Origin of the sequence: Erythrobacter fulvus (genome assembly GCF_028595285.1) — a bacterium.
GTDB lineage: Bacteria > Pseudomonadota > Alphaproteobacteria > Sphingomonadales > Sphingomonadaceae > Erythrobacter > Erythrobacter fulvus.
The window spans coordinates 263,863-283,435 of sequence record NZ_JAQQXQ010000005.1 but is presented as its reverse complement, the minus strand read 5'-3'; the positions used below and the strand labels follow the sequence as shown (position 1 = coordinate 283,435).

Genomic DNA, 19,573 nt, shown 5'->3' with positions numbered 1-19,573 from the left:
CGCTCGCCGCAGGTGTCGGGGCGCGCTAGAGCAAGGGTGACGTCATGCCTGCCGCCCGCGCGCCTTTTGCGTTTTTCGCCCAGCTTGCCGCCGCGATTCCGGTGACGGGCGTGTGGCGCAAGCGGCTGGCCGTGCTCGCGGCGGCCATTGCCGTGCCCGCGCTGGCAGCGCCAGGCAATCTACTCGCCCTGCCCGGCCCGGCCGCTGGGCCAGATACCGCGCTCGCCACCCGTCAGGCCGCGAGGGCCGCGCTCCCGTTCGAGCGGCCGGGGATGAGCTTTCCCGGATCGGCCTTCTTCTACATGGCCGATCCCGCCGGGGCACCGCTGGTGGCTCTGCCCAAATCCGATCCGCTGTCCGTGGGCGCGGAAGACGGGCGCGAGCTTGGTGCGATCATCGACGTGGGAGCACCGGCCAAACCGTTCTTCGCCGCCGCCACGGGCCTCGGCAATGTTCGCGCGCAGGAATGTCTGGCGCAGGCAGTGTGGTACGAGGCCGCCAGCGAAAGCGAGGCTGGCCAGCGTGCCGTGGCGCAGGTGGTGCTCAACCGTGTGGCACATCCGGGCTGGCCTGCCAGCGTCTGCGGCGTGGTATATCAGGGATCGGAACGGCGCACCGGATGCCAGTTCACTTTCACCTGCGACGGCAGCCTTGCCCGGCGTCCGGGCGGTGCAAGCTGGGCCCGGGCGCAGCGGATCGCGGCCGAGGCACTGTCGGGCAGCGTCTATGCCCCCGTCGGCCATGCGACGCATTACCATACGCTCTGGGTCAATCCCTATTGGGCGGCGACGCTCGATCATGTCGGCACGATCGGCGCGCACCGCTTTTACCGGCTGCGCGGAGCCTCGGGCGAGAAAAGCGCGTTTACCATGGCCTATGCCGGCATCGAAAACGGTCCCGCGGCGCGCATCGCGGCTGCTCCCGTGCTGGAAAGCCCGGCGGAAACCCCGCGTCCGGTGATCGCCTATGATCTCGGGCCGGTGCCGCTTGCCGCACAAGCCAGGCCTGCCGCCAAGTCCCCGCCCGCCGCGCCTGCACCCGCGCCAGTCGAAGCCTATAGCGGCGCCGGATCGGTCAAGGCGGAATATGCGCGGGCCGGCCAGTGGAAGACGCGCCAAGGCGATACGCCGACGCCAGCCGACACCGCTGCCAGCGCGTCCGAATAGGCCGCTCCGCCCCAGCCTGAAAAACACGGTTAAGCTGTCCGAAACCCTGTCCGGACACGAAGGTTTCAGGCACGACTGCTAACCCGGCGGCAACAAGCATAACGCAGCCCGCCGGTGCTTCCGGCAGAGCTTGCCCCAGCAGGAACCGTTGCCCCGATGTCGATCCGCCTTGCTACCGCCCAAGACCCTGCCCGCAATGCCGGAAAGCATGCAGCAGGGCGCGGCCTGGTTACACGCGTGCGGGTGCTGGCAGCCAATGACAACGGCGCTGTGGAAGGCATAGCGGGCAGCGCCTTCGATCCGGTGCTGGTCGCAGCGCTGCGGCACTTTGCGCGCCACGGTCTCGATGCCCCGCGCGTCGCCCATGCCGAGGCAGCACGCTCGGCCAGCGAAGGCAATGCTCCGGTCGCGGCGGAATGGATCGCGATCACCGGAATGTTCGACCGCCGCCTTGCCGCAGCGGCAAAGCGCGAATTGCTTCCCGCCTGATCCCTGCCGACTGCGTTACGGCGTTTCCCTGATGCGTTGACCTGAAACGCTTATTGCAATTGCAAACTGTTTGCAAAGATAGTTGTCGCATCCGACCTTTTGACGGTTGCAATCGCTTTTTTAGAGGCCTACCGCGCCCCTAGACAAGCGATGCCCGGTCGTTTGGGACGGAAAGGCCCGGCATCAGCGCTCCGGCTTCTTGGCCAGACGCAATTGAACCACGTTCTTCGTCCCGTCGGATCAGGGAAGGAAGTCCTCAGACATGGCTCGCAAGAAGATCGCGCTGATCGGCGCCGGCAATATCGGCGGCACGCTCGCCCACCTCGCTGCATTGAAGGGCCTTGGCGATATCGTGCTGTTCGACGTCGTCGAAGGCGTGCCGCAGGGCAAGGCGCTGGACCTTTCGCAGTGCGGCCCGGTCGAGGGCTTTGACGCTTCGATCACCGGATCGAACGACTATGCCGATATCGCGGGCGCAGACGTGGTGATCGTCACCGCGGGCGTCGCGCGCAAGCCCGGCATGAGCCGCGATGATCTGCTCGGCATCAACCTCAAGGTGATGAAGGCTGTGGGCGAAGGCATTGCTGCCAACTGCCCCGATGCCTTCGTGATCTGCATCACCAACCCGCTCGATGCGATGGTCTGGGCGCTGCGCGAGTTTTCGGGCCTTCCGGCGAACAAGGTCGTCGGCATGGCCGGCGTGCTCGACTCGGCGCGGTTCGCCACCTTCCTCGCGTGGGAATTCGGCGTGTCGGTGAAAGATGTGAACGCCTTCGTCCTCGGCGGCCACGGAGACACCATGGTGCCGGTGCTGTCCTATTCGACCATCAACGGCATTCCGGTTGCGGACATGGCCAAGATCAAGGGCATTTCCGAAGACCGCCTCGGCGAGATCGTCCAGCGCACCCGTTCGGGCGGCGGCGAGATCGTGGGCCTGCTCAAGACTGGCTCGGCTTTCTATGCCCCCGCCACCAGCGCCATTTCGATGGCCGAAGCCTACCTCTACGACCAGAAGCGCATCCTGCCCTGCGCGGTGCAGGTTGACGGCAAGTATGGCGTCGACGGGCTTTATGTCGGCGTGCCGGTGGTGATCGGCGCGAACGGCGCGGAAGAGGTGATCGAGATCAACCTCACCGACGAAGAGAAGGCGAACCTCGGCGTCAGCGTCGATGCGGTCAAGGAACTGCTCGAGGCGTGCAAGGCGCTGGATAGCAGCCTTGCGTAAGACGCTCGCCCTACTGCCGGCATTGATCGCACTCGGCGCAGCGCCTGCTGCCGCCGAGATGCGGGCAGCGCCGGTCGGGGATATCTTCGAAAGCTACAATGATTGCTTCGCCGCCACCAACGGCGGCGCGCTTGCCCCGGCGGAGCTCGAGAAGCTCGGCTGGTCGCGGGCGACTATTTCCTCAGGTGGCAAGACCGTAGAGGATGGACCGATCATTTACGGCCACGGCGAAAGAGCCCCGATCATCCTGCTTAGCGGGACCGAGGGCGCGGGCATTTGCATCGTCAACGCGCGAATCAAGAACTTTGCAGTCTTCGAGGAATTCACCGCCGCCTTCGGGGGCAAGCTACCCAAGCCCGACAAGGACGGCGAAATCACCTTTATGGCGGAAGGGCGGCCGGTCCAGATCGCCCCGACCGGCTCACGCGACAAACCGGCCATGCGGCTGGTGGTCATGACCCCAACGGAGAATAAGTAATGTCCATCCTCGTAAACAAGGACACCAAGGTCATCACGCAAGGGATGACCGGCAACACCGGCACCTTCCATACCCAGGCCGCGCTCGATTACGGGACGCAGATGGTCGCGGGCGTGACCCCGGGCAAGGGTGGCACCACCCATATCGGTATCCCGCAGTTTGACACCGTGCGCGAAGCGAAGGCCGCGACCGGCGCGACTGCTTCGTGCATCTACGTGCCGCCGCCGTTCGCCGCCGACGCGATTTGCGAAGCGATCGATGCCGAAATCGAGCTGATCATCTGCATCACCGAAGGCATTCCGGTGCTCGACATGGTCCGTGCCAAGCGTGCGCTTCAGGGCTCCAAGTCGCGCCTCATCGGCCCCAACTGCCCCGGCGTTCTGACGCCGAACGAGTGCAAGATCGGCATCATGCCGGCCAATATCTTCAAAAAGGGCAGCGTCGGCATCGTCAGCCGCTCGGGCACGCTCACCTATGAAGCGGTGCACCAGACCACCATGGCGGGCCTCGGCCAGACCACCGCGGTCGGCATCGGCGGCGACCCGGTAAACGGCACCAACTTCATCGACGTGCTCGACCTGTTCCTCGACGATCCGGAAACCGAGAGCATCATCATGATCGGCGAAATCGGCGGTTCGGCAGAAGAAGAGGCCGCCGCCTTCATCAAGGCCGAACGCGCCAAGGGTCGTTCCAAGCCGATGGTCGGCTTTATCGCGGGCCGCACTGCCCCTCCGGGCCGCCGCATGGGCCACGCGGGCGCGATCGTCTCGGGCGGCCAGGGCGGCGCCGAAGACAAGATCGCGGCGATGGAAGATGCGGGCATCCGCGTCAGCCCCTCGCCCTCGCTGCTCGGCGAAACGCTGGCCGCGATGCTGAAAGAGATGGCCTGATCGCCGTTTTGAATACCGGCCCCTCGCGTTTCTGCGGGGGGCCATCCTTCCTCCTCCCCAGGGGATCCTTCGATGGGTAACGAACCGCAAAATTTCATTCCGGCCCTCACCGACCAGGAAGGCCCGCAGCCCGGCCCTTCGTGGGAACGGCGCAAGTGGCTCGACACGCTGGCCGACAGCGCGTCCGATCTGACGTCCGCGATGGACCCGACCGAAATGCGCCTTGCGGTAAAGCAGGCGGCAAAGGATGCCGGCAAGGCGATGGACCCCAAGGCGGTCGAAAAGGCCGCTGCGCTGTCGATCGCGGCGATGACGTTGGTGCGGCTCTACCGTGTGCGCGGGCACATGGCGGCGGATCTCGATCCGCTCGGCCTGTCGAACCGCGAGGGCCCGGCTGACCTGACGCTCGAATGGCACGGTCTTGCGGGCAAGGAGAACGAAGACGTCTATGTCGGCGGCGTGCTCGGCATGGAGTGGACCACGGTGGGCAAGCTCCACCAGCGTCTGCGCGAGGTTTATTGCGGCAAGGTCGGCCTCGAATACATGCACATTGCCGATACCGAGGAACGCCGTTTCCTTCAGGACAAGTTCGAAAGCCCGGGCGAGACGATCCAGTTCACCCCCGAAGGCAAGAAGGCAATCCTCGCCGCAGTGCTACGCGGGGAGCAGTACGAGGAATTCCTCGGCAAGAAATATGTCGGCACCAAGCGTTTCGGGCTTGATGGCGGCGAGTCCATGATTCCGGCGCTGGAAGCCGTGATCAAGCACGGCGGCAGCGCGGGCGTGCGCGAGATCATCTACGGCATGGCCCACCGCGGGCGGCTCAACGTGCTCGCCAACGTGATGGCCAAGCCCTACCGCGTGATCTTCCACGAATTTTCGGGCGGCAGCGCCAACCCCGACGATGTCGGCGGTTCGGGCGATGTGAAGTACCACCTCGGCACCTCGACCGACCGCGAGTTCGACGGGATTTCGGTCCACATGAGCCTTGTGCCCAACCCCTCGCACCTTGAGGCGGTGAACCCGGTGGTGCTCGGCAAGTCGCGCGCGCAGCAGGCGATCCGCGACGATCTGGCCAAGAAGGAACAGGTGCTGCCCGTGTTGATCCACGGCGATGCCGCCTTCGCAGGGCAAGGCGTGGTGTGGGAAAGCCTCTCGCTTTCGGGCGTGCCGGGCTATGACACCGGCGGCTGCATCCACTTCATCATCAATAACCAGATCGGCTTCACCACCTCGCCGAAATTCGCGCGCTCCTCGCCCTATCCGAGCGATGTGGCGAAGGGCGTGATGGCCCCGATCCTCCACGTCAACGGCGACGATCCCGAAGCGGTGACCTTTGCGTGCAAGCTGGCGGTCGAATACCGCCAGACCTTCCACCGCGACGTGGTGATCGACATGTGGTGCTATCGCCGGTTCGGCCACAACGAAGGCGACGAGCCCAAGTTCACCCAGCCGCTGATGTACGACGCGATCCGCAGCCATCCCAAGGTCTCGAAGATCTACGAAGGCCGCCTGATCGAGCAAGGCGTGGTCGAACCCGGCACCCGCGAGGCGCTGGCCGCGGAATTCGTCACGCTGCTCGACGAGGAGTTCGAAGCGGGCAAGACCTACAAGCCGAACGAGGCCGACTGGTTCGGCGGGCGCTGGGCCGGGCTCAACAAGCCTGCCGATCCCGAAACCGCGCGCCGCAACGTGGAAACCGCGATCGAACCCAAGACGCTGGATTCGCTCGGCCGCGTGCTGACGGAGGTGCCCGGTGATCTCGACATCCACAAGACCCTCGACCGGGTGCTCGCCGCCAAGCGCGAGATGTTCGCCACCGGCGACGGTTTCGACTGGGCGACGGCCGAGGCGCTCGCTTTCGGCAGTCTCGTGATGGAAGGCTATGGCGTGCGCCTGTCGGGTCAGGACTCCGGGCGCGGCACCTTCAGCCAGCGTCACGCGGTGTGGGTCGACCAGAAGACCGAGCGCAAATACGTGCCGCTCAGCACCCTGCCCCATGGCAAGTTCGAGGTGCACGATTCGACCCTGTCGGAATATGGCGTGCTCGGCTTCGAATATGGTTTCGCGATGGCCGATCCGCGCAGTCTGGTGCTGTGGGAAGGCCAGTTCGGCGACTTCGCCAACGGCGCGCAGATCATGATCGACCAGTTCATCGCCAGCGGCGAGGCCAAGTGGCTGCGCGCCAACGGCCTCGTGATGCTGCTGCCGCATGGTTACGAAGGCCAGGGGCCGGAACACTCCTCCGCACGCCTCGAACGCTTCCTGCAGCTGTGCGCGAACGACAATATCCAGGTCTGCAACATCACCACCCCGGCCAACTACTTCCACGTGCTGCGCCGGCAGATGCTGCGTCCGTTCCGCAAGCCGCTTGTCATCATGAGCCCCAAGTCGCTGCTGCGCCATCCGTTGGCCAAGAGCGCCAAGGCCGATTTCCTCGGGGAATCGCAGTTCAAGCGGATCCTGTCCGACACCACCGAAATCGCCGACGACAAGGTGCGACGCGTGGTGCTGTGTTCGGGCAAGGTCGCCTATGATCTGATCGAAGCGCGCGATGCGGCAGGGATCGACGATGTCTCGATCATCCGCATCGAACAGCTCTATCCCTTCCCCGGCGATCCGCTGGCGGTGCGCCTCAAGCGCATGACGGGCCTCAAGGATGTGGTCTGGTGTCAGGAGGAACCGCGCAACAACGGATCGTGGTTCTTCGTGAACGAACGGATCGAGGAATCGCTGATCGCCGCAGGGCACAAGGGCATGCGCCCGACCTATGCCGGACGCGAGGCCGCGGCCTCGCCCGCCACCGGTCTGGCCAGCCGCCACAAGGCCCAGCAGGAAGCACTGATCGCCGAGGCGCTCGGTCTGTAACGATCCGCCATAGTTCACATCAGATAGAAGCAAGTTTCAGGAACCCACTCAGATGGCCACCGAAATCAAAGTCCCCGTTCTCGGCGAATCCGTTACCGAAGGCACCATCGCCGAATGGCTGAAGCAGCCGGGCGATGCCGTCGCCGCTGACGAGCCGATCTGCAGCCTCGAAACCGACAAGGTCGCAGTCGATGTGCCCTCGCCGGTCGCGGGCGTGATGAGCGAACACCGCGCAAGCGTCGGCGACAACGTCGAAGTCGGCGCAGTGATCGCAGTGATCGAGGAAGGCGCAACCGCATCGGCTGCCGCCCCGGCTGCGACGCCCGCTCCCGCTCCCGCCCCGGCTCCTGCCGCCGCCAAGGCCGATACCCCCGCCCCCGCGCAGAGCGAGGCCTTGCTCAACCCGGCACAGACCATGTCGCCCGCCGTGCGCCGCGCGGTGCTGGAACACGGCGTCGATCCCAGCACGATCAAGGGTACCGGCAAGGACGGCCGCCTGACCAAGGAAGACGTGCTGGCCGCTGCCGAAGCGAAGAAGAGCGGCGGCGCGGCCCCCGCCCCCGCAGCCCCGTCACCCGCCGCCGCCGCGCCTGCCCCGGCCGGTGCTGGCCGCAATTCCGAGCGCGTGAAGATGACCCGGATGCGCCAGACCATCGCCCGCCGCCTCAAGGGCGCGCAGGAACAGGCTGCACTGCTCACCACCTTCAATGATTGCGACATGAGCGCCGTCATGGAAGCGCGCGACAAGTACAAGGACCTGTTCGCCAAGAAGCACGACATCCGTCTGGGCTTCATGGGCTTCTTCGCCAAGGCTGCCTGCCTTGCGCTGAAGGATGTGCCCGCCGTGAACGCCTATATCGACGGCGACGAGATCGTGTACCACGACTATGTCGATATCTCGGTGGCAGTCTCGGCCCCCAACGGCCTTGTCGTCCCCGTGATCCGCGATGCCGACAAGAAAGGCTTTGCCCGGATCGAGCAGGACATTGCCGATTTCGGCGCGCGCGCCAAGGCCGGCACGCTGACCATGGAAGACATGACCGGCGGCACCTTCACCATCTCCAACGGCGGCGTGTTCGGATCGCTCATGAGCACCCCGATCATCAACCCGCCGCAGTCGGCGGTTCTGGGCCTTCACCGGATCGAGGATCGCCCGGTGGTGCGCAATGGCGAGATCGTGATCCGTCCGATGATGTATCTCGCCCTGTCCTACGATCACCGCCTGATCGACGGGCGCGAGGCGGTGACGGCGCTCAAGATCATCAAGGAAGCGATCGAGGATCCCACCCGGATGCTGATCGATCTTTGAGGCACAAATTGCATGGCATCCTGCAAAAGGCTCACAACGGGCGGGTTGCAGGATGGCAGAACTGACACAACATCCGCTCAGCCCGAGCATGTCGAAGGCCACGCGGAACGGAGGCCAGAATGGCTAACTACGATTACGACGTTATCTTCATCGGCGCCGGTCCCGGCGGCTATGTCGGCGCGATCCGCGCGGCGCAGCTGGGCCTGAAGACCGCCTGCGTCGAAAGCCGCGAAACGCTGGGTGGAACCTGCCTTAACGTCGGCTGCATCCCTTCCAAGGCATTGCTGCACGGTTCGGAGAAGTTTGCCGAAGCCGTGGACGGCACGCTGGCGCGCTACGGCGTGAAGCTGGGCAAGGTCGAGCTGGATCTGGCCGCGCTGCAAGCTGACAAGGCCGATGCGGTCAAGGGCCTGACCGGCGGGATCGAGTTCCTGTTCAAGAAGAACAAGGTCGAATGGCTGAAGGGCCACGCCACTTTCAAGGACGCGCATACCGTCACTGTCGCGGGCAAGGACTACTCCGCGAAGGAAATCGTGATCGCGACCGGTTCGAGCGTCACCCCGCTGCCCGGCGTCGAGATCGACAATGACAAGGGCATCATCGTCGACAGCACCGGCGCGCTGGCGCTTGACCGCGTGCCCGAACACCTCGTGGTGATCGGTGGCGGCGTGATCGGGCTGGAAATGGGTTCGGTCTGGCGGCGTTTGGGCGCCAAGGTCACCGTGGTCGAATTCCTCGACCAGCTGCTGCCCGGCATGGACGGCGATGTGCGCAAGGAAGCCGCCAAGATCTTCAAGAAGCAGGGTCTGGAGCTGAAGCTGGGAACCAAGGTCACCGGCGCGGCGGTCAAAGGCAAGAAGGCCACCCTGACCATCGAACCCGCCAAGGGCGGCGCATCGGAGACGATTGAGGCCGATTGCGTCCTGGTTGCCGTTGGCCGGCGCCCCAATACCCAGGGGCTCGGGCTGGAGAATATCGGCCTTGAACTGAACGCGCGCGGTCAGATCGAAACCGGCCCCGATTTCCGCACCAGCGTCGATGGTGTGCGCGCGATCGGCGATGTGATTCCGGGTCCGATGCTGGCGCACAAGGCCGAGGATGAAGGCATTGCCGTGGCCGAATACATCGCCACCGGGACCGGCATCGTGAACCACGATGTGATCCCCGGCGTGGTCTACACCATGCCCGAATTTGCAGGCGTCGGCCTGACCGAGGAACAAGCCCGTGAACAGGCGGCGGCTTCGGGCAGCGAAATCAAGGTCGGCAAGTTCGCGATGCTGGCCAACAGCCGCGCCAAGACCAATCACGAACCCGACGGCTTCGTGAAGGTGATCGCCGATGCCAAGACCGACAAGGTGCTGGGCGTCTGGGCGATCGCCTCGGTTGCAGGCACGATGATCGCGGAAGCTGCGCTGGCGATGGAATTCGGCGCGACCAGCGAAGACATCGCCTATACCTGCCACGCGCACCCGACCCACGCCGAAGCCATGAAGGAAGCGGCAATGGCGGTTCAGGGCAAGCCCATCCATATGTGATTTGCGCCTCCCCCCGGCTTTGCCTAAATGCGAAGGCCGAGGGGAGTTAATCACGCATGGCCTATCCGCAACTGACCGACAAACCCGGCGCGCTCGCCACGGCTGCTGCAATCCGTGAAGGGCGGCGCAGCGTGGCCGAAACAGTCGACGCTGCGATCGTGCGGATCGAAAAGCTCGATTCGAATATCGACGCGCTCGCCGTTCCCGATTTCGAACGGGCCTACGAAACCGCAAAGGCGATGGACAAGGCGGGCCCCGGACCGGATCAGCCGCTGTTCGGCGTGCCGATGACGATCAAGGAAAGCTTCGACGTCGAAGGGCTTCCCACCACTTTCGGCTATTCGCGCTTCAAGGACACCGTCGCCCCGCAGGATGCCGAGCTGGTGCGGCGGCTGAAGGCAGCGGGCGCGATTATCATCGGCAAGACCAACGTGCCCGTGGACCTTACCGACTGGCAGAGCTTCAACCCGGTCTATGGCCGCAGCAGCAACCCCCATAATCCCGAACGCTCGCCCGGCGGTTCATCGGGCGGAAGCGCGGCATCGGTGGCAAGCGGCATGGTGCCGTGCGACTATGGCACCGACATCGGCGGATCGGTGCGTGTCCCGGCGCATTTCTGCGGGGTATGGGGCCAAAAGACGACATGGGGGCTGGTGTCGAAGCGCGGCCATGATCATCCCACGCAATCGCGCCGCGAAGGCTTCATCGCCGCGCATGACGGCGTGCTCTCCATCGCCGGACCGCTGGCGCGCAATGCTGCCGATCTTGCCATGCTGACGGAAATCGGCGCCGAAGTGCCACTGCGCCGCCGTGCGAAGCCGTTGAAAGAATGCCGCCTGCTGGCGATCACCGACCTGCCGAACGCGCCGGTCGATGCCAGCGTCTTGGGCCCGACCGAAGCCGCGCTGGAAATGCTCGCGCGGGCGGGCGTGCGAATCGACCGCGCGAGCGATCTGCTGCCCGACCAGACGCAGCAATATCGCAGCTATCTGCGCATGATGAACATCGCAATGGCGCGCGGAGCCCCTGCGCCCGACGGCAAACGCGCCAGCGCGACCGACTGGTTCGACCTGCTCGATGCGCAGGCCGCCAGCATGGCGCAGTGGGAGGCGCTGTTCGCAGTCTATGACTTCGTCCTCGCCCCGCCCGCCCCTGTCCTTGCGGTGCCGCATCGTGACGAGGCGGTGTTCAAGGGGACGATCTCAATCAACGGCAAGGAAGAGCCGGGCGGCAATGCGCTCGCATGGGCCGGGCTGGCCACTTTCCCGAACCTGCCTGCCACGGTGTTGCCGATTGGCGCCGGCAGCTATCTCGGGGCCGATCTGCCCTGCGGAATGCAGGTGATCGGGCCGCGCTGGAGCGATCTCGATTGCATCGCCGCGGCAGAGGCGATCGGGAACATCTTGCACGCCTGACGCGGCTTCGCCATGGCGCAGCGCATGGCCCGCAAACCGCTCATGCTCACGCTTGCCAAATGGCACATCTGGCTCGGATGGGTGGTCGGCGTGCCGATCGCCATGTGGCTGGCTACCGGCCTGCTGATGGTGGCCCGCCCGATCGAGGAGGTGCGCGGCGATCACCTGCGCCGCGAGGCACCCGCGCAGCCGCTCGTCGTCGAGGGCAGCACGCTCGCCGGGGCCGAAGCAAACCTGAAAGAGATGCGCGTCGTCATGCAGCAAGGACGCGCAGTGGCGGTGCTCACGACGCTGGACGGTGCAGTGAGCCGCGTCGATTTCGCTAGCGGCACCCCTCTGCCCCCGCTCGACGCTGCCGCCGCGCAGGCGCTGGTAGCGGCGCGGATTACGGATGGCGACAAGGTCGCAAAGGTCACGCTGTTTCCCGCTGACAAAGCCCCCTTCGATTTCCGCCGTCCGCTGGCCGTGTGGCAGGTCGCGCTGGAAGACGGCACCAATGTCTATGTCGGGCGCGATACGGGCGAGATCGAGGCGGTGCGCACCCGCTGGTGGCGGGCCTTCGACTTTGCCTGGGGGCTGCACATTATGGACCTGTCGGAACGGGAAGACACCAGCCACCCGATCCTGATCATCTTCGCTGCGCTTTCGCTTATGGGTGCGTTGATAGGCTGCGTGCTGATGTTCCGCCGCCGCAAGGCAAGGGTGACGACGCCTTGAACACCACCGTCCTGACCCCGATCCTCGACCTGCTCGATCTTGCCGGTATCGCACTGTTCGCGCTGTCGGGCGCGGTGCTGGCGGCGCGGCTGCGGCAGACTTTCGTCACCATGGCTTTCTTCGCGCTGGTCACCGGCGTGGGCGGCGGGACGGTGCGCGACCTGCTGATCCGCGCGCCGGTGTTCTGGATCGACGATCCGCGCGTCGCCGCCGTGTGCCTCGCCACCGCACTGATCGCCTGGTTCACTCCCGTCAGGTGGTGGGAGGGCAAAGGGTTCGCCTATGCCGACGGCACGGGGCTCGCGGCCTATGCGGTGCTCGGCAGTGCCAAGGCGCTGGCTTATGGCGTGCCGCCGGTGCCGGCCGCGCTGATGGGAGTGATAACGGGGTGTGTCGGCGGGATCATCCGCGACGTGGTCGCCGGTCGCCCGTCGATCATCATGAGCCCCGAACTCTACGTCACCCCGGCCGCGCTCACCGCGGCGCTGACGGTGGCGGGAATGCTTGCCGCACCGCTACTGGGGATCGACAAGGAATGGGCCTGGACCGCAGGGTTTGCCTGCGGCTTTACCCTGCGCGCCGCCGCGATCCGGTGGGAATGGGGCCTGCCGAGCTATGGCGGCAGGCCCGAAGCGTCCGGTTAGCCGCCGATATCGCCGTCGATGGTTTCGGGAATAACCTCTCCGGGGATCGGCCCGCCGGGATAGGCCGGCATGCGATCTGCGGTGCCTGCCGGGGGAGCCGCTGCGAAGCTTTCGGGCGCGGCGGCTTGCGGGGCGTTCATCCCGCCCATGGCGAGCCGCGCATCGGCATAGCGGTTGTCGCTCCACTGCCCGTCGGCGCGATCGGAATAGGTCGCCGCCGGAGCATTGCCCCAGTCGCCGCCCAGAGAACCACCGCCGAAATCGACATCTTCAATCCGGCCGTCATTGCCGATCCGGCACTGGAACGGTGAGCCGTTGAACAGCGCCCCGCTGACCATCCAGCCGCGGCCCGTGCGCTCGACATTGTCAACGCTATCGACCCGCACATCGCGTTCGATCCGCGCAAGGCACTGGTCAACCGCGCTATCGAGCCCGGTGGCCCCAGTGCTGCGGCGCGGCGTGCGGCGATCATCGTAGCGGGGGTTGTCATTGCGCCAGTTGTCGTCACGCACCACGACGACATCGCGCTGGCGTTCGCGGCGATTGTTGGAACTCGCGATCGCGGCAATCCCGCCGATGATCGCCGCGCCGATCAGCACGTCGCCGGCATCGATCCGGTTGCGCCGCCAGCCGCGATGGCCCCAGCCGCGACGGCCCCAGCGGCGACAGCCCCAGCCCCGGCAGCGCCAGTCGGCGATATCGGACGCGGGATCGAAGCGGCTGTGATCGAAGCTGCCGGAAAAACTCGCGGCCGCCGGCGTGGCGGGAAGCCCGGCAGCATGCACCGGGGCAACGGCAAAAGTGGTTACGCCAAGCGCGCCGGCCAGTGCCAGCGCGGGAATACGAAGAGCCATATTGCTCCCTCCTCGATATAACGAGCGCCCACCAATCGCCCTGATGCCCTATAGCCTAGGCGGCCCAGGCTTTCTTCTGCCTGAACCGCCCGAAGCCGTTGGTGGGAACGGATTACCGCAGGCCGCGGATACCGTCAAAGTCGATCAGCGGGGCGCCGCGCCCGTCGAGCCGGCAGGTGAACCGCCCGCGATCGAAATCACGCCCGCGCCGACCCCAGCCGCGCCCCCCCTCGACCACGATCCGGCCCTCGACCTCGAAACCGAAGCGCCTGCGGTCAACGTCGCGGATTTCGGTAACATCGGCAAAGCGGTAGCCGCCGAAGCGCCGCGCCTGGTTTTCGGCTGCGCGCACGCAGCGCTCCACCGCACCGCGCGTGCCACCGCGAAAGCCGCGCCGGTCCCAGCGATCGCCGCGATCCCAGCGGTCGCGACGGTCGCGGCGATCCCAACGGTCGCGATCGCCGTCGAATGCACCGGCCAGAGCCGCGATCCCGCCGATCACCACGGCCCCTGCAATAATCTCGCCCGCGCCGATGCCGCGATCACGGTCACGGTGATCGTCGGCCAGCGCCGGGGTGGCGGAAGCGAAGGCCAGCGCACCGGCAGCGAGCGTGCCGAGCGTGGTCCGGGCCAGTCTCGTGGGGGTGGTCGTCATTGGTCTTGTCCTCGCTTGGCACCGATGCGGGATTGCGCCGGTGTCAAAGCCAAACTGGACGATTCGGACTGAGACGAACCTGAATTGCGCCGACAGCGATTGTTAATCTAAATCGGCCTCATCATGAACGGCGGTCAGGATTCGAGTGCCGCCAGCACGTCGCGGGTGAACGCGGCAATATCGAACCGCGCGCCCACCGGATCCTCCCCGCGCCGCACGATCACAACCTGCCGCGAAGGCACGATGACGACATATTGGCCGCGATTGCCGAAAGCCGCGAAGGTATCGGCAGGCACGCCGTCGCTTTTGTTCATAAGCCAGAACCCCGCGCCATAGCCGAACGGGCCGTCGGGCTGCGGGCCGCTGGGCGTGGAGACGTAATCGCGCCAACCTTCGGGCAGAATGCGCTCGCCCGAAGGGAGCACGCCGTCATTGAGGTAAAGCTGCCCCAGCCTAGCCAGATCGCCTGCGGTCGACCACACTTGCGAGGATAGAATGTAATCGCCGCGAATATCGGTCTCGGCGACCGTGTGCCCCATCCCCAGCTTGGCGAAGAATTCGTGCGGCGGGTAGTAATCGAGCCACTGCGCAATCGCCTTCACCGCCAGCAGCGTGTCGTTGTTGGCATAGCGGAACACGGTGCCGGGCTTGTGCACCACCGGCCAGTTTACCGCCGTCTCGTCCACGGTCGAACCGCCGAAATAAAGCGGATCGGTGCGGTTGCCCGGCGTGTCGGAATAGCGCCCCGTCGCCATGCGCAGCGCGTGATCGATGGTGATGGCGTTACGCGGATCGGCCTCTCCACCCATGCGCCAGTAATTGAGACCCACGGTATCCTCGACCGCCGCATCCCCCGCCTGCACCGCCGCGCCCACCAGCGTCGCGGCGATGGATTTGGCGACAGACCATGTGCGCTGGGGGGTCTTTTCATCGAAGCCGGGGGCATAGACAGCCTGTTCGACCAGCCCGTTGTCCCGACGGTTGACATGCACCAGCGCGGCGGTGGTGCGCGTTCCTTGCCCATATTGGCCTGCGCGCGCCGCATCGAGCACCTTGGCGAGCGGATTCGGCGGCGGTATCGTGCCACCTCCAGTACCCGGAATGACACCGATCATGATGGCCTTGCCCTCGTCCTGCGCCGCGACCGGCACCGGCCGGGCCGGATCGCTGACGTCCTCCGGCGCACCGACCGGCAATACCGAACAGCCGCTGTCCGGCCCGTAATAGGCGGCCACACGCGCGGGCATATCGTCTGCCCATGTTACCGCCACGTGCGCGATCTGGCCGGTCGGGCGGCGGATGATGGCATAGGGCAGTTCACCGATGATCGCATTCTGCGGCGACTGGATCCCGGTCAGTTCCAATGCCTCGACGCTTTCGGGCGTGCGGGTAGTGCCGTTGCGCTCGGCAATGGCGATGGCGCTGCACAGCATCAGCGCCTTGTAGCCCGCGGCGAGCGCGCGGCTGTAGCGCGCATTCAGCGTCTCTTGCTGCGATTGTGCGAAGGCGGGGCTAGCGGCGAGGAGCAGCGCGGGCGCTGCAAGCGTGGTGCGGATCATGCGGCGTACCCTACCCCGCGTGCATCAAAAGGAAAGGGCCGGAAGCGTACCCGCCCCGGCCCCAGCCTTGTTCTTAGCGAAACGCGATCTTACGCGTCTTCGTATTCGTCTTCCGACTGCACCGGGCCCGAATCCTGACCCTTGGCGGCTTCGTCGCGGTCGACGAGTTCGATGATCGCCATCTGCACCGCGTCCGAGGCACGCACGCCGGCACGCAGCACGCGGGTGTATCCGCCATCGCGATCCGAATAACGCTCGGCCAGAATGTCGAACAGCTTCTTGAGCTGCGCTTCATCGCCAAGACGGCTCATGGCAAGGCGACGGTTCGAAAGGCCACCACGCTTCGCCAGCGTGATCAGCTTTTCGACGTAGGGACGCAATTCCTTGGCCTTGGGCAGCGTGGTGGTGATCTGCTCGTGCTTGATCAGCGCGGCAGCCATGTTGCGCAGCAGCGCGTTGCGGTGGCCGGTCTTGCGGCCGAGCTTACGGCCCGAAATACCATGACGCATAATAACTTCCTTCTTTTGTGCTGACCCTTCCGGGCGGGAAAGCGGTTCCCACTTTCCCTGAAGGGATCAGCGGTTCGAAAAGGGGCCGTTTCAGGTACCCCAGTGCCGGCGGCGCTTAGGGGTGCGCCGCCATGACCCTGATTAGCCGAGAAGTTCCTGTTCGAGCTTCTTGGCCATTTCTTCGATGTTCTCCGGCGGCCAGCCGGGGATGTCCATCCCGAGACGCAGGCCCATGCTCGAAAGCACTTCCTTGATCTCATTGAGCGACTTGCGGCCGAAGTTCGGCGTGCGCAGCATCTCGGCCTCGGTCTTTTGGACCAGATCGCCGATGTAGATGATGTTGTCGTTCTTGAGGCAGTTGGCCGAACGCACCGACAGTTCCAGCTCGTCCACCTTCTTGAGGAGGTAGCGGTTGAGCTGGTTGGCGTCGCTTTCTTCCGGCTGCACGGCATGGCCGATCATCGCGCTCTGCGGCTGCGGAATTCCGTCTTCGAAGTGGACGAACAGGGTCAGCTGATCCTGCAGGATTCGCGCAGCATAGGCCACGGCGTCTTCCGGCGTGACAGTGCCATCGGTTTCGACGGTCAGCGAGAGCTTGTCGTAGTCGAGTTCCTGCCCAACGCGGGCGTTTTCGACCTTGTAGCTCACCTGACGCACCGGCGAGTAGAGCGAGTCGACCGGGATCAGCCCGATCGGCGCGTCCACCGGACGGTTCGCCACCGCGGGCGAATAGCCCTTACCGGTGTCGGCGGTCAGCTCCATGTTGAGCGTGGCGCCTTCGTCGAGGTGGCAGATCACGAGATCCTTGTTCATCACCTCGATGTCGCCGGTGACGGCAATGTCACCCGCCTTCACCTCGCCCGGGCCGGTGGCCGAAAGCTGGAGCCGCTTGGGGCCTTCGCCTTCCATCTTGAGCGCGATCTGCTTCACGTTCAGGACGATATCGGTCACGTCCTCGCGCACGCCGGCGAGCGAGGAGAATTCATGCAGCACGTTCTCGATCTTGATCGAGGTGATCGCCGCGCCCTGAAGGCTGGAGAGCAGCACGCGACGCAGCGCGTTGCCGAGCGTCAGGCCGAAGCCGCGCTCGAGCGGTTCGGCCACGAAAGTCACCTTGCGCTGACGATCGCCGCCATCCTTGATTTCGAGGGTGTTGGGTTTCTTGAGTTCCTGCCAGTTCTTCGTGTTGACGGACATGGATTTCCCCTAATTCGCCTCATTTGAGGCGGTTCAAACTTGGGCGGGCCGGATGCTCTGCGAGGCGGCGCGGCATCGGACCCGTTCGGGCGGCGACGGCACGGATTGCCGCCGCCATCCCGGCGGATCAGACGCGGCGGCGCTTGGACGGCCGGACCCCGTTGTGCGGGATCGGGGTGACGTCGCGGATCGAAGTGATGTTGAAGCCCACGGCGGCCAGGCCGCGCAGCGCGCTTTCACGGCCCGAACCCGGGCCCTTCACTTCGACTTCAAGCGTGCGCACGCCATGCTCGGCAGCCTTCTTGCCGGCATCGTCGGCAGCGACCTGCGCTGCGTAGGGAGTCGACTTGCGGCTGCCCTTGAAGCCCATCATGCCGGCGCTGGACCAGCTGATCGCATTGCCCTGTGCATCGGTGATGGTGATCATGGTGTTGTTGAAGCTGGCGTTGATATGCGCAACGCCGCTGGTGATGTTCTTCTTGTCACGGCGCCGGATACGGCCTGGTTCGCGTGCCATCTTTGATATTCCTCTAGCTCATCAGAAGGAAAAAGCCTGTAGGGACTAGCCCGAAGCTTACTTCTTCTTGCCCGCGATGGGCTTGGCCTTGCCCTTGCGGGTGCGGGCGTTGGTGTGGGTGCGCTGGCCGCGAACGGGCAGACCGTTGCGGTGACGCAGGCCGCGATAGGCACGCAGGTCCATCAGACGCTTGATGTTCATCGCGGTGTTGCGACGCAGGTCGCCTTCCACGGTGAAATCAGAATCGATGGTTTCGCGGATCCGCAGCACTTCCTCGTCGGTGAGGTCCTGCACGCGTGCGCTGTGCGGGATGCCGAGCTTGTCAGCGATCTGGACAGCCGTGGTGCGGCCGATACCGTGAATATAGGTGAGCGCGATGATCACGCGCTTGTTGGTGGGGATATTGACCCCGGCAATACGAGCCACTTATTTCTCCATGCTCCACAGGGTTTCGGGCTGCTTGCGCCCTCCCCCTATCTCAACGCTCATTCACCGATCTGCCCGCCTGCCGTGATGATCCGCACTCCGGCGGAACCACAAACGGCAAAAAGTCCGGTCGGCACGCGCAGAGGCTGTGCCTGCCGAACTTGGTTCGAGCATGTCGAATGAGCCGCGCGCATAGGCTGATTCGGTGACGGGGTCAACAGCCAGCGGTTTCAGGGGCCGGAACCTGCGAGGAATTACGTGGCAGACGCCTCTGGCAAGCGGTTGCGAAGCGCCGCGCCGGTTTGCCTCGCGGCGGCTCTATGAACTGTCTCCATCGGCCAGATCGCCGAACACATCATCGACCGAAGGCATCTTGGGCTTGGTCTCGGGCTCTTCTTCCGACGGGGCGGCACCCTCGTCCGCCGGATCTTCCTGCTCATCGGGTTCGGTTGCAGATTCTGTGGCAGCATCGGGTTCGGGTTCGGGCTCCGGCTCGGGAACGCCCTCGACGATGCCCAGCTTCCCCGTCAGCGCGGCCAGCTGCGCGCCCATCACGCCGTCCACCGCGCGCGCGATCACCGGCACGTCGTAACGCATGGTGCCGCCGACATTATAATCCCACACGATGCGGGTGCCCTGCTCTGTCTGGCTGATGGCAATGGTGAGGATGCCAATTACCGGCTCACTCTGCAGCGGCCCGAGCGCACCCTGCATCCGCAGCGCGACTTCGGGATAGGCCTGGATTACCCGCATGTGTTCGACGCTGCCTTCGAGCGTAAAGCGCCCCGGCTCGTCGACTTCGGGGATCTTCTCGCAGAAACAGCCGCCCGCCTGCGGGGTCAGCGTCAGATTGGCGGCGTCGCCCGACCAAGTATGTTCCGAGGTCCACCATTCCGCTGGGGAGATCAGCGCCAGCCAAACCTCCTTTGGGGATGCCTCGACCACTGCCGTATGACGCGAGACAAAGCTGTTCGGCCCGATCGAGGTAACTTCGGCCATGGCCGGCACCGCCGAAAGCAGGGACAGCGCGGCCAGCGCAGAGGCAACATGGAATTTCGGCATGGCGGCAACCTCCCTTTTGTCGGGGCGGTCTAGGCCAAAGATGCGCGTGGCGAAAGCG

Annotated in this window: 19 protein-coding genes; 11 read left to right on the top strand and 8 right to left on the bottom strand. The window is 65.3% G+C overall.

Annotated elements, in window-relative coordinates; all coding sequences use genetic code 11:
- Nucleotides 1-44: 44 nt before the first annotated feature.
- The 11 genes from OIK40_RS08745 to OIK40_RS08695 all read left to right on the top strand — a co-directional run bounded on the left by OIK40_RS08745 (nt 45) and on the right by OIK40_RS08695 (nt 12,736).
- On the top strand, nt 45-1,166 hold the full coding sequence (locus tag OIK40_RS08745) for a cell wall hydrolase (RefSeq protein WP_273677858.1): 1,122 nt from the start codon (nt 45-47) through the stop codon (nt 1,164-1,166).
- A 156-nt stretch (nt 1,167-1,322) separates the two neighbouring features.
- Nucleotides 1,323-1,655 (top strand): hypothetical protein, encoded by a 333-nt coding sequence (locus OIK40_RS08740; protein ID WP_273677856.1) that lies wholly within the window; start codon nt 1,323-1,325, stop codon nt 1,653-1,655.
- Nucleotides 1,656-1,917: 262 nt separating this feature from the next.
- On the top strand, nt 1,918-2,880 hold the full coding sequence (gene mdh, locus OIK40_RS08735; protein WP_273677855.1) for a malate dehydrogenase: 963 nt from the start codon (nt 1,918-1,920) through the stop codon (nt 2,878-2,880).
- On the top strand, nt 2,873-3,358 hold the full coding sequence (locus tag OIK40_RS08730) for a hypothetical protein (protein WP_273677854.1): 486 nt from the start codon (nt 2,873-2,875) through the stop codon (nt 3,356-3,358). Before mdh ends, OIK40_RS08730 begins: the two co-directional genes overlap by 8 nt.
- A complete protein-coding gene (gene sucD, locus OIK40_RS08725) occupies nt 3,358-4,248 on the top strand; it encodes a succinate--CoA ligase subunit alpha (protein WP_273677852.1) in 891 nt (296 codons plus the stop codon). The genes OIK40_RS08730 and sucD overlap by 1 nt, the downstream gene beginning before the upstream one ends.
- A 72-nt stretch (nt 4,249-4,320) precedes the next feature.
- Nucleotides 4,321-7,116: a 2-oxoglutarate dehydrogenase E1 component gene (locus OIK40_RS08720; RefSeq protein WP_273677850.1), complete on the top strand. Its 2,796-nt coding sequence runs from the start codon at nt 4,321-4,323 to the stop codon at nt 7,114-7,116.
- 52 nt (nt 7,117-7,168) lie between these two features.
- The gene (odhB, locus tag OIK40_RS08715; protein ID WP_273677849.1) at nt 7,169-8,425 is read left to right on the top strand and encodes a 2-oxoglutarate dehydrogenase complex dihydrolipoyllysine-residue succinyltransferase; all 1,257 of its coding nucleotides are present in this window, start codon (nt 7,169-7,171) and stop codon (nt 8,423-8,425) included.
- Between the two features lie 119 nt (nt 8,426-8,544).
- Nucleotides 8,545-9,960: a dihydrolipoyl dehydrogenase gene (gene lpdA, locus OIK40_RS08710; protein ID WP_273677848.1), complete on the top strand. Its 1,416-nt coding sequence runs from the start codon at nt 8,545-8,547 to the stop codon at nt 9,958-9,960.
- Nucleotides 9,961-10,016: 56 nt separating this feature from the next.
- Nucleotides 10,017-11,375 carry an amidase family protein gene (locus tag OIK40_RS08705; protein ID WP_273677846.1) on the top strand — a complete coding sequence of 453 codons (1,359 nt, stop codon included), beginning with the start codon at nt 10,017-10,019 and terminating at the stop codon, nt 11,373-11,375.
- Nucleotides 11,376-11,399: 24 nt separating this feature from the next.
- On the top strand, nt 11,400-12,092 hold the full coding sequence (locus tag OIK40_RS08700; protein ID WP_273677844.1) for a PepSY domain-containing protein: 693 nt from the start codon (nt 11,400-11,402) through the stop codon (nt 12,090-12,092).
- Entirely contained in the window at nt 12,089-12,736 is a 648-nt protein-coding gene (locus tag OIK40_RS08695; protein ID WP_273677842.1) for a trimeric intracellular cation channel family protein, read from the top strand. Before OIK40_RS08700 ends, OIK40_RS08695 begins: the two co-directional genes overlap by 4 nt.
- Here the strand turns inward: OIK40_RS08695 and OIK40_RS08690 are convergent.
- The 8 genes from OIK40_RS08690 to OIK40_RS08655 form a co-directional block, all read right to left on the bottom strand.
- Nucleotides 12,733-13,590, bottom strand: a complete 858-nt coding sequence (locus tag OIK40_RS08690) for a hypothetical protein (RefSeq protein ID WP_273677841.1) — start codon at nt 13,588-13,590, stop codon at nt 12,733-12,735. The genes OIK40_RS08695 and OIK40_RS08690 overlap by 4 nt on opposite strands.
- Nucleotides 13,591-13,702: 112 nt before the next feature.
- Nucleotides 13,703-14,245 (bottom strand): hypothetical protein, encoded by a 543-nt coding sequence (locus OIK40_RS08685; RefSeq protein WP_273677840.1) that lies wholly within the window; start codon nt 14,243-14,245, stop codon nt 13,703-13,705.
- Between the two features lie 134 nt (nt 14,246-14,379).
- Complete coding sequence (locus OIK40_RS08680) at nt 14,380-15,804, bottom strand: serine hydrolase domain-containing protein (RefSeq protein WP_273677839.1); 1,425 nt, start codon at nt 15,802-15,804, stop codon at nt 14,380-14,382.
- 89 nt (nt 15,805-15,893) lie between these two features.
- Nucleotides 15,894-16,313 carry a 50S ribosomal protein L17 gene (rplQ, locus tag OIK40_RS08675; RefSeq protein ID WP_273677838.1) on the bottom strand — a complete coding sequence of 140 codons (420 nt, stop codon included), beginning with the start codon at nt 16,311-16,313 and terminating at the stop codon, nt 15,894-15,896.
- A gap of 141 nt (nt 16,314-16,454) precedes the next feature.
- Nucleotides 16,455-17,510 carry a DNA-directed RNA polymerase subunit alpha gene (locus OIK40_RS08670; protein WP_273677836.1) on the bottom strand — a complete coding sequence of 352 codons (1,056 nt, stop codon included), beginning with the start codon at nt 17,508-17,510 and terminating at the stop codon, nt 16,455-16,457.
- A 127-nt stretch (nt 17,511-17,637) separates the two neighbouring features.
- Complete coding sequence (rpsK, locus tag OIK40_RS08665; protein ID WP_017666383.1) at nt 17,638-18,027, bottom strand: 30S ribosomal protein S11; 390 nt, start codon at nt 18,025-18,027, stop codon at nt 17,638-17,640.
- A gap of 57 nt (nt 18,028-18,084) precedes the next feature.
- Nucleotides 18,085-18,453: a 30S ribosomal protein S13 gene (gene rpsM / locus OIK40_RS08660; RefSeq protein WP_273677832.1), complete on the bottom strand. Its 369-nt coding sequence runs from the start codon at nt 18,451-18,453 to the stop codon at nt 18,085-18,087.
- A 318-nt stretch (nt 18,454-18,771) separates the two neighbouring features.
- Nucleotides 18,772-19,515 carry an SRPBCC family protein gene (locus OIK40_RS08655; RefSeq protein WP_273677830.1) on the bottom strand — a complete coding sequence of 248 codons (744 nt, stop codon included), beginning with the start codon at nt 19,513-19,515 and terminating at the stop codon, nt 18,772-18,774.
- Nucleotides 19,516-19,573 lie beyond the last annotated feature (58 nt).